Annotated in this window: 8 protein-coding genes and 2 tRNA genes; 6 read left to right on the forward strand and 4 right to left on the reverse strand. The window is 50.4% G+C overall.

Translation table 11 applies throughout. The features are described from left to right. Positions 1-143: 143 nt before the first annotated feature. Entirely contained in the window at positions 144-791 is a 648-nt protein-coding gene (locus QRD42_RS15550; protein WP_072568644.1) for a YchE family NAAT transporter, read from the reverse strand. A gap of 469 nt (positions 792-1,260) precedes the next feature. On the opposite strand from QRD42_RS15550, the gene adhE reads away from it, so the two are divergent. Further along, on the forward strand, positions 1,261-3,939 hold the full coding sequence (gene adhE, locus QRD42_RS15555; RefSeq protein WP_321987564.1) for a bifunctional acetaldehyde-CoA/alcohol dehydrogenase: 2,679 nt from the start codon (positions 1,261-1,263) through the stop codon (positions 3,937-3,939). 88 nt (positions 3,940-4,027) lie between these two features. Here the strand turns inward: adhE and tdk are convergent, their stop codons facing one another. Next, positions 4,028-4,642: a thymidine kinase gene (tdk, locus tag QRD42_RS15560; RefSeq protein WP_318375217.1), complete on the reverse strand. Its 615-nt coding sequence runs from the start codon at positions 4,640-4,642 to the stop codon at positions 4,028-4,030. Between the two features lie 550 nt (positions 4,643-5,192). Here tdk and hns point away from each other — a divergent pair. After that, a complete protein-coding gene (hns, locus tag QRD42_RS15565; RefSeq protein WP_072568647.1) occupies positions 5,193-5,606 on the forward strand; it encodes a histone-like nucleoid-structuring protein H-NS in 414 nt (137 codons plus the stop codon). 280 nt (positions 5,607-5,886) lie between these two features. Here the strand turns inward: hns and galU are convergent, their stop codons facing one another. Both galU and rssB read right to left on the reverse strand, forming a co-directional pair. Then, positions 5,887-6,795: a UTP--glucose-1-phosphate uridylyltransferase GalU gene (gene galU / locus QRD42_RS15570; RefSeq protein WP_072568648.1), complete on the reverse strand. Its 909-nt coding sequence runs from the start codon at positions 6,793-6,795 to the stop codon at positions 5,887-5,889. Between the two features lie 199 nt (positions 6,796-6,994). Next, positions 6,995-8,008: a two-component system response regulator RssB gene (gene rssB / locus QRD42_RS15575; protein ID WP_072568649.1), complete on the reverse strand. Its 1,014-nt coding sequence runs from the start codon at positions 8,006-8,008 to the stop codon at positions 6,995-6,997. A 523-nt stretch (positions 8,009-8,531) separates the two neighbouring features. On the opposite strand from rssB, the gene QRD42_RS15580 reads away from it, so the two are divergent. From QRD42_RS15580 to QRD42_RS15595, 4 genes are all read left to right on the forward strand, one after another. After that, positions 8,532-8,990 carry a YchJ family protein gene (locus tag QRD42_RS15580; RefSeq protein WP_318375216.1) on the forward strand — a complete coding sequence of 153 codons (459 nt, stop codon included), beginning with the start codon at positions 8,532-8,534 and terminating at the stop codon, positions 8,988-8,990. Between the two features lie 44 nt (positions 8,991-9,034). Then, entirely contained in the window at positions 9,035-9,877 is an 843-nt protein-coding gene (gene purU / locus QRD42_RS15585) for a formyltetrahydrofolate deformylase (RefSeq protein WP_072568651.1), read from the forward strand. A 157-nt stretch (positions 9,878-10,034) separates the two neighbouring features. Next, positions 10,035-10,119, forward strand: a tRNA-Tyr gene (locus QRD42_RS15590). A 27-nt stretch (positions 10,120-10,146) separates the two neighbouring features. Then, positions 10,147-10,231: transfer RNA gene (locus QRD42_RS15595), tRNA-OTHER, on the forward strand. Positions 10,232-10,313 lie beyond the last annotated feature (82 nt).

Genomic DNA, 10,313 nt, shown 5'->3' on the forward strand with positions numbered 1-10,313 from the left:
GCGACTGCGTTTATAATGACCACCCCCGAACGGAGGTGGCGGGTAACTAAATGAAATTCATGGATTAATGGTAAACAGCACTATTTATTATATTTGATGTAATTTTCAACTTTAGTTATAAGTTTTACTGATAATGAAAAACATCAGGCGAGCAGCCCCGGAAACAGCGCTTTAATACCGGTAACAATAAATTCAATCCCCAGCGCCATCAGCAGCAGTCCCATAATACGCGTTATGACGTTTATACCGGTTTGCCCCAGCAGGCGCACCAGCCAGGGCGCTATACGAAAGACGCCCCAACAGCACAGCGCAAAAAGCGCAATGGCGACAGAAAAGCACAGCAGATGCATCCAGTTGTGATAACGCGTGCCCCAGACGATAGTGGAGCTGATTGCCCCTGGACCTGCCATCAACGGCAATGCCAGCGGCACGACGCCAATGCTTTCACGGATCGCCGTCTCCGACTTCTCCTGCTTATTCTGTTTATCTTCCCCGAGCTTACCGCTGATCATCGACATCGCAATGGTCACCACCAGAATACCGCCGGCAATGCGAAACGAATCGATGGAAATACCAAAGAGTTGCAGAATGCCGTTACCGAGAAACAGTGAGGTCAGCAGGATAATGGCAACAGACAAGTTGGCCGTCAGATTGGTTTTGTTCCTTGCCGCCGCCGTCTGGTAACTGGTCATACTGATGAAGACGGGAATAATCCCCACGGGGTTAACCAGTGCAAATAAGCCAATAAAAAATTTTGAGTAGGTTGGAAAATCAAACAACGTCTGAATCACGGTCGGCTCCGCATAGTGGCAAGGCTGATGGCAAAAGTCCCTGTAAAATCCGTGCTGAAGATACGCTTTTTGTCAGCATAGTTCACCAGGAAAATCATTAAAAACATTACTATCCCGGTATGTTAGAAAATTGTACTAATTATTATAATCTCCAGGGAGTCTTCCCCTGATTCCATAACAATTATTGTACATCATGAAAAAGAGCCTGCTGAAAGGTGTCAGCTTGGTTAAAACTTGATTTAGATCACGATTTCACTACTCAGAAGTGAGTAACCTTGATTACGCCGCCAGGGAGAACAGCGTCAAGCGGGTTCGATGCTTAGGTAAGGCTCTTTTAGTAAATCAGGGGCGCAGTTTTGAATTTAAGCTGTTGTAAGTAAACACTTTATCAGGCTGTTGTTGGTCTTGACTATACTGACGTGTTAGCAGCTGATTTACTAAAAGAGTTTAACATTATCAGGAGAGCATTATGGCCGTTACTAATGTCGCTGAACTTAACGCACTCGTCGAACGCGTGAAAAAAGCCCAGCGTGAATATGCCAACTTTACTCAAGAACAAGTCGACAAGATCTTCCGCGCCGCCGCTCTGGCCGCTGCTGATGCTCGTATCCCGCTGGCTAAACTGGCGGTTGCCGAATCCGGCATGGGCATTGTTGAAGATAAAGTGATCAAAAACCACTTCGCTTCTGAATATATCTACAACGCCTATAAAGATGAAAAGACCTGCGGCGTGCTGTCTGAAGACGACACGTTCGGGACCATCACCATCGCTGAACCTATCGGCCTTATCTGCGGTATTGTACCGACCACTAACCCGACTTCTACTGCAATCTTCAAATCGCTGATCAGCCTGAAGACCCGTAACGGTATTATCTTCTCGCCACACCCGCGCGCCAAAGACGCTACCAACAAAGCCGCCGACATCGTTCTGCAGGCTGCCATTGCTGCCGGCGCACCAAAAGATCTGATTGGCTGGATTGACCAACCCTCCGTTGAACTGTCCAACGCGCTGATGCATCACCCGGACATTAATATGATCCTGGCGACAGGCGGCCCGGGCATGGTTAAAGCCGCTTACAGCTCCGGTAAACCTGCAATTGGTGTGGGCGCAGGTAACACGCCTGTGGTGGTTGATGAAACCGCTGACATCAAACGTGCTGTTGCTTCTATTCTGATGTCCAAAACCTTCGATAACGGCGTAATCTGCGCGTCCGAACAGTCCGTTATCGTTGTGGATTCCGCCTATGACGCCGTCCGTGCACGCTTTGCGAGCCACGGTGGTTACATGCTGCAGGGTCAGGAACTGAAAGCCGTACAGGACATTATCCTGAAAAACGGTGCGCTGAATGCCGCTATCGTTGGTCAGCCTGCAACCAAAATCGCAGAGCTGGCGGGCTTCACCGTTCCGGCTGATACCAAAATTCTTATCGGCGAAGTCTCCATCGTCGACGACAGCGAGCCGTTCGCTCACGAAAAACTGTCTCCGACGCTGGCCATGTACCGCGCGAAAGATTTTGAAGACGCCGTGGTTAAAGCCGAAAAACTGGTTGAGATGGGCGGTATCGGCCACACCTCCTGCCTGTATACCGATCAGGATAACCAGCCGGAACGCGTCAAGTTCTTTGGCGATAAAATGAAGACCGCTCGTATTCTGATCAACACCCCTGCTTCTCAGGGTGGTATCGGCGACCTGTACAACTTTAAACTCGCGCCTTCCCTGACTCTGGGTTGTGGTTCCTGGGGTGGTAACTCCATCTCTGAAAACGTTGGTCCAAAACATCTGATCAACAAGAAAACCGTTGCTAAGCGAGCTGAAAACATGTTGTGGCATAAACTTCCGAAATCTATCTACTTCCGCCGTGGCTCCCTGCCAATCGCGCTGGACGAAGTGATTACTGATGGTCACAAACGTGCCATGATCGTGACTGACCGCTTCCTGTTTAACAACGGTTACGCTGACCAGATCACCTCCGTGCTGAAGGCTGCTGGTGTTGAAACTGAAGTGTTCTTTGAGGTTGAAGCTGACCCGACGCTGTCTGTGGTACGTAAAGGCGCTGAACTGGCGAACTCCTTTAAACCAGACGTGATCATCGCGTTGGGCGGTGGTTCCCCGATGGACGCTGCGAAAATCATGTGGGTCATGTACGAACATCCGGAAACCCACTTCGAAGAACTGGCGCTGCGCTTTATGGACATCCGTAAACGTATCTACAAGTTCCCGAAAATGGGCGTGAAAGCAAAAATGATTGCGGTCACCACCACCTCCGGTACCGGTTCTGAAGTCACGCCGTTTGCGGTTGTTACTGATGATGCCACCGGCCAGAAATATCCGCTGGCAGACTACGCCCTGACCCCGGATATGGCGATTGTTGACGCCAACCTGGTGATGGATATGCCGAAGTCGCTGTGTGCTTTCGGTGGACTGGATGCCGTAACCCACGCGCTGGAAGCCTACGTTTCCGTGCTGGCGAGCGAATTCTCTGACGGTCAAGCTCTGCAGGCGCTCAAACTGCTGAAAGAAAACCTGCCGGCGTCTTACAACGAAGGTTCCAAAAACCCGGTTGCCCGCGAGCGTGTACACAATGCTGCCACCATCGCCGGTATCGCGTTTGCGAACGCCTTCCTGGGCGTGTGTCACTCCATGGCGCACAAACTGGGCTCGCAGTTCCACATTCCTCACGGTCTGGCGAACGCCTTGCTGATCTCTAACGTTATTCGCTACAACGCGAACGACAACCCGACCAAGCAGACGGCATTCAGCCAGTATGACCGTCCGCAGGCACGTCGTCGTTACGCTGAGATCGCAGATCACCTGGGCCTGAGCGCACCGGGCGACCGCACCGCTGCGAAGATTGAAAAACTGCTGGCATGGCTGGACAGCATCAAAGCTGAACTGGGCATTCCGAAGTCAATCCGCGAAGCCGGTGTACAGGAAGCAGACTTCCTGGCGCACGTAGACAAACTGTCTGAAGATGCATTCGATGACCAGTGTACTGGCGCTAACCCGCGTTATCCGCTGATCTCCGAGCTGAAACAGATCCTGCTGGATACCTACTATGGACGTGAGTACAAAGAAGGTGACACCGCAGTTACAGCAACAGAGGCTGTCGCGGTGAAAGCAGACAAAAAAGCGAAGAAAACCGCATAATTCGTCGCTGAAATGAAAAACCCGCCTGATGGCGGGTTTTTTTATGCCCTGAGAGGCGCTCAGAGACGTTTTAAGGGCTAAATGGGCCTTACCCCCGCACCCGCTTCTGGATCACCGTCAGCGAGCCCTCAGCAAGCGCATCCTTATAGTGCTTACGGCACACGGAAACATAGCGTTCGTTGCCGCCTATCACCACCTGCTCACCTTCGTTATACGGACGCCCCGCCTCATCCAGGCGTAATACCATACTGGCTTTACGGCCACAGAAACAGATTGTTTTTAATTCCACCAGTTTGTCAGACCAGGCCAGTAAATACTGGCTACCGACAAACAACTCTCCGCGGAAATCGGTACGCAGTCCGTAACAGAGTACGGGAATATCAAGCTGATCGACCACTTCCGATAACTCATGTACCTGCTGGCGGGTTAAGAACTGGCTTTCATCCACCAGCACGCAATGTACGGGCTTACGCACGTGCTCAGCGCTTATTTCATCAAACAGTGAAGACTGTTGATTAAACAATTTAGCAGGCGAAGAGAGGCCGATACGCGAGCTGACTTTACCGGAGCCGAACCGGTTATCGATTTCCGCCGTGTAGACCACCGCGCGCATTCCTCTTTCCTGGTAATTGTAGGAAGACTGTAACAATGCGGTGGATTTACCCGCATTCATTGCTGAATAGTAGAAATAAAGCTGTGCCATTGGCCGCCACACCCCGATCTAAGTAAAAATATTTCAGGGCGGGATAGTACCATATTTTATCTGGTCATCACTGCGTCGACGCACAAACAGCGTGTCGCCGCGCCTGCGCTTTATCCGGGATATACAACCTGAGCATTCTGGCCGCTGTTACTGCCAAAGAAACGTCAGCGCTATTCACAATAAGTCACATTTTATGCTTTTTTTAAACCCCTTCGCTTTTAGTTATGGTTCAGAAATTATTAATGATTTGCGCTTACGTGGTGGCGAAGCGACTAATAGAAAAGGTTGATATTTATCCACAGCGGCTTTAACACCTTGCGGATTAATCGTAAATTCACCCTGCCCGCACGCGGCGAGGCGGCATGATACTTCGTGTGGATAAGCTATTTTTGCGAGGCGTCTCGTAAAAAATTTAAGATAGCGCAATTAATAAAGAGGATAAATAACGGCTGATTTTGAATTCCTTACATTGTCAGCTATTGCACAACGCAAATTAACGCTCTATTATTAGCTCAACAAACCACCCCATTATAAGTTTGAGATTACTACAATGAGCGAAGCACTTAAAATTCTGAACAACATCCGTACTCTTCGTGCACAGGCAAGAGAATGCACTCTTGAGACACTGGAAGAAATGCTGGAAAAATTAGAAGTTGTTGTTAATGAGCGTCGTGAAGAAGAAAACGCTCAGGCTGCAGAAATCGAAGAACGTACGCGTAAGCTGCAACAATACCGTGAAATGCTGATTGCTGACGGTATTGATCCGAACGAACTGCTGAACAGCATGGCTGCCGCTAAAGTAGGTACTAAAGCTAAGCGTGCTGCACGTCCGGCTAAATATAGCTACATCGATGAGAACGGCGAAGAAAAAACCTGGACCGGCCAGGGTCGTACTCCGGCTGTTATTAAGAAAGCTATGGATGAGCAAGGCAAAAAACTGGAAGATTTCCTTATCAAAGGTTAATCTCCTGCTCCTTGCTGAAATCCCGCCGCTGGCGGGATTTTTTTTGCCTACAAATTACCCCTGCCCGTTACCTGTTATCACATTACCCCGTTCTGTTTACTGGTGAAAAACCAGGCATCCCATACCCCTGTTTTCTTAATGGCCGCTGCTAAATAACGGCGCTGGCGGGTTGCGCAAACAATGAATATAGGGGCGGAAACAATCAGCAATAAAAAAGCCGGAGACACTCCGCAGGTGGCGGCGTTATCTCCGGCTCAGTTAAAGCCCGGGTATTAGCGCTTTACTTCTTAAAACCCATGGACTCTTCCAGCCAGGTTTTAAATTCTTCGCCATGTGCTTTGTGACGAATACCGTATTCCACGAAAGCCTGCATATATCCCAGCTTATTACCGCAGTCATGACTTTTGCCTTTCATGTGGTAGGCTTCAACGGTTTCCTTCTCGATCAGCATATCAATGCCGTCGGTTAGCTGAATTTCATCACCGGCTCCCGGAGGCGTTTTCGCCAGCAGTGGCCAGATTTCTGCGCTCAGAACATAACGTCCTACTACAGCCAGATTGGAAGGCGCTACGTCCGCTTTAGGCTTCTCTACCACGCCTACCATCGGCACGCTCTCGCCCGGTTTCAGCTCCGCGCCTTTGCAGTCAACCACACCGTAAGCGGTCACGTCTTCTACCGGCTCAACCATGATCTGGCTGCAGCCTGTTTCATCGAAACGCTGGATCATCTCCGCCAGGTTATCCTGCGAGAGATCGGATTCAAATTCATCCAGAATCACGTCGGGCAGGATCACTGCAACCGGCTCATTGCCGACAACCGGATGCGCGCAAAGTACGGCGTGTCCAAGACCTTTCGCCAGACCCTGACGGACCTGCATAATAGTCACGTGCGGCGGGCAAATAGACTGAACTTCATCCAGCAACTGGCGCTTAACGCGTTTTTCCAGCATGGCTTCAAGTTCAAAACTGGTATCGAAGTGGTTTTCGATAGAGTTTTTAGAGGAGTGGGTTACCAGTACAATTTCGGTAATACCCGCAGCGATACATTCATTTACGACATACTGAATTAATGGCTTGTCAACCAGCGGCAACATCTCTTTCGGGATCGCCTTGGTGGCTGGCAACATCCTGGTTCCTAATCCCGCAACCGGGATAACTGCTTTCGTTACTTTTGAATTAAGGGCAGCCATTGAAAATCTCCTGGAATGTTCACATTGGGAACATGTACATAATGAATCACGCGTTAGAGTATATCAGCCCGGAGCTGTGAGCCGGGTCCGAAATGAACGCATTGAGGCTTAATTAAGACAATTACTTATAATACTGCGCAGATAGTAACACCCGGAGAGAACGGCAGGTAAAGCTAAATCACCCTGCCGTTGCGTTTGCTCATTCGGCAGTCAACATTAAACGTAACCGACCGCCTGCGCCCCAAACCTGACACTGCCATGCTTCGCTGCGATGGCTGACCTGGTTTAAATAGGTATTTCCCAGCGTACCCAGCGGAACGCCGTTGCTAATCTGAATTTGATGCTCACCGGTATTAAGCGTGGCATTAAGACCGGCCGACACCAGAATGAGATTTTTAAGCTCATGGTGGTAATAGCCAACCAGTAGCGGAAACTGCCCTGGTAAATTTGCCTGGCGCAGTAATTGATTAACCTGCTTTAACAAACTTCCCAGTTCAGGCAAACGCTGACGCTGATGAGAGAGCTGTTCCTGTAATAAGCCGTTAAACAATGCCCGCAGCAATAATGCGGCTAACACACCGTTATCGCCGGCGCGGGTGACATCCAGGCAATAAAATGCGAGGTCTTTTTCGGAGAGTGCTGCAATATCGAGCACCAGACCCGGCTGATCGGCAGATACCAGCTGGCGATAATTAATACGGCAATTTGAGATATGTTGCTGAACCGGAGGCTGTAACTCCTGCAACAATTTGGCGGCGGCCTGCGGATCGCTTACCAGCGCATCCCAGTCCTGAAAAAGGCGTTCTTCTTCCTCTACCCGGGAATTAAACATATTGGGATAGAGGCAGGCATAAACCGTTTCACGTAAACGGTTCAGATCTTTTACCGGTTTCAGTAATACATCCTGTACGCCCAGACGTAAGGCACGGGCAATGTCGGACATATTTTCTGTCGCTGATATAACCAGTATGGGCATCTGGTCGCGCTCATTGCGCAAATGTTCCACGAGTTTCAGACCGTTCATTCGTGGCATGGCAAGATCGCAAATCATTAAATCTGGTCTCACCGTCTTCATGGTCTCAAGCGCATCGAGGCCATCCATCGCCAGTGAAGTAGTTGCGCCTAAAGAAGTGAGCCATGAATCCAACAGTGAACGGAAAACGGGTTCGTCCTCAACAATCAAAATATGTTTTCCAGTCAAAGGCTGCGTCATGTTCTCTCCCCTGCTTTGCAGTAGTTCAATAGTGGCATGCTATTGCAACTCGCGCCTGTCAGAATTTCCTGAAGTCATCGAATATATTTTTCGCTAAACCGCGCCGGAAAGATGTAGCTTACCGTGCGGTTCCCGTTTAGCTCCGGATGCGTTACACAAAAGCTCTCCTTGTCCGCGTGAGACAACTGGCGGAGACAAGTGAACCTCATAGGGTTAGCAAAACGTCGGATACGTTGTCGGGAATGCCGTTGTGTGTAAACCGATGCAGGAAGACCTGAAGAGGATTGCACAGCTTTGCGACGCCGTCAGGGCCAACAAACTACACCTTAATGCCTCGCGACTAAACCTTTTACGCCCTAAATCGTTGATTAAACCACTGGCGAACCCGTCGCCAGTCCAGCCTCACCTTTGCTCGTGACGTTTTTTACATCCCCGGCTTCCAGCCATAGCATCGAGGCTATCGCTCGGTTAACATAGATGCATCCATGCGCCGTTGCGCCATTATTATTCCAGGATTACGATTTTGTCTCAACCTTGTCCCTGCGGTAGCGCTCAGGAGTATAGCGCATGTTGCGCACGTTATGTGTCTGGTGAACAGCTTGCGCCGGATCCGTCACATCTTATGCGCTCCCGCTATAGCGCATTTGTATTAAAAGATGCGGATTATCTGATCAAAACCTGGCATCCGTCGTGTCATGCTGCCGCTTTTCGTCAGGACATCGAAAACGGCTTTGCGCAAACGGAATGGCATGGCCTGACGGTTTACGCGCACGAAGCTGGTGCAACCCCGGATGAAGGCTATGTGAGCTTTGTGGCGCGTTTTAGCGAGCAGGGTAAACCCGGCGCTATCATTGAACGCTCACGTTTCCTGAAGGAAAATGGTCAGTGGTATTATATCGACGGCACGCGCCCACTGTTTGGCCGTAACGATCCCTGCCCTTGCGGGTCAGGAAAAAAATTCAAAAAGTGTTGCGGGCAATAAACCCAGCTTCACCCTCATGCAAACTCAACAGGATTTTCGCGGCAATGCATTCATTACAACGTAAAGTACTGCGCACTATTTGTCCCGACCAGAAAGGTCTTATCGCGCGCATCACCAACATTTGTTACAAGCACGAACTGAACATCGTGCAGAATAACGAGTTCGTTGACCATCGCACCGGACGCTTTTTTATGCGTACCGAACTGGAAGGCATTTTTAATGATGCCACGCTGCTGGCCGATCTCGACAGCGCGCTGCCGGAAGGATCGATCCGTGAACTGACGCCGGCAGGCCGCCGCCGCGTGGTGATCCTGGTGACTAAAGAAGCGCATTGCCTGGGCGATCTGTTAATGAAAGCGAATTATGGCGGACTGGACGTGGAAATTGCCGCGGTGATCGGTAACCACGATACCTTACGCTCGCTGGTGGAACGCTTTGATATTCCTTTCGAACTGGTCAGCCATGAAGGTCATACCCGTGAAGCGCACGATGAATTAATGGCGGCCGCCATTGAAGCCCATCAGCCGGATTACGTGGTGCTGGCGAAATATATGCGCGTACTGACGCCGACTTTTGTCTCCCGCTTCCCGAATAAGATCATTAATATTCATCACTCGTTCCTGCCCGCCTTTATCGGCGCGCGCCCGTATCATCAGGCCTACGAGCGCGGCGTGAAGATTATCGGCGCAACGGCCCACTACGTGAATGATAATCTCGACGAAGGCCCGATCATCATGCAGGACGTGATCCACGTCGATCACAACTATACCGCAGAGGATATGATGCGCGCCGGTCGTGACGTAGAGAAGAATGTGCTGAGCCGTGCCCTGTATCAGGTGCTGGCGCAGCGCGTGTTTGTTTACGGCAACCGGACCATCATTCTGTAAGCGGTAATGAAATGAATTGCTTAGCATTGCTGCATGACGCATAAAAAGCAGGCAAACGATTCATTTTCACGAAAGGAATGCTTTACAGCGGCGCGTCATTTGATATGATGCGCCCCGCTTCCCCAGCGGAGGCAGGCCAGTACCAGTATTACCCCGTGGTGGGGTTCCCGAGCGGCCAAAGGGAGCAGACTGTAAATCTGCCGTCATCGACTTCGAAGGTTCGAATCCTTCCCCCACCACCATCTCTTCTCAAAATTTGAATTACCCCTGGTGGGGTTCCCGAGCGRYCAAAGGGAGCWGACTGYAAATCTGCCGTCATCGACTTCGAAGGTTCGAATCCTTCCCCCACCACCATCTCTGTTTCATCCCCTCATAATTAAATCAAACATCGACAATATGCTTTTTGCCCGGTGGCGCTGCGCTTACCGGGCCTACG

The organism is Enterobacter sp. PGRG2, assembly GCF_030291195.1.
Classification (GTDB): Bacteria; Pseudomonadota; Gammaproteobacteria; order Enterobacterales; family Enterobacteriaceae; genus Enterobacter_D.

Coding starts and splice junctions, on each gene's coding strand:
- rssB (WP_072568649.1), bottom strand. CDS start 8,008: ATGACGCAGCCTTTGACTGGAAAACATATTTTGATTGTTGAGGACGAA.
- hns (WP_072568647.1), top strand. CDS start 5,193: ATGAGCGAAGCACTTAAAATTCTGAACAACATCCGTACTCTTCGTGCA.
- adhE (WP_321987564.1), top strand. CDS start 1,261: ATGGCCGTTACTAATGTCGCTGAACTTAACGCACTCGTCGAACGCGTG.
- tdk (WP_318375217.1), bottom strand. CDS start 4,642: ATGGCACAGCTTTATTTCTACTATTCAGCAATGAATGCGGGTAAATCC.
- galU (WP_072568648.1), bottom strand. CDS start 6,795: ATGGCTGCCCTTAATTCAAAAGTAACGAAAGCAGTTATCCCGGTTGCG.
- purU (WP_072568651.1), top strand. CDS start 9,035: ATGCATTCATTACAACGTAAAGTACTGCGCACTATTTGTCCCGACCAG.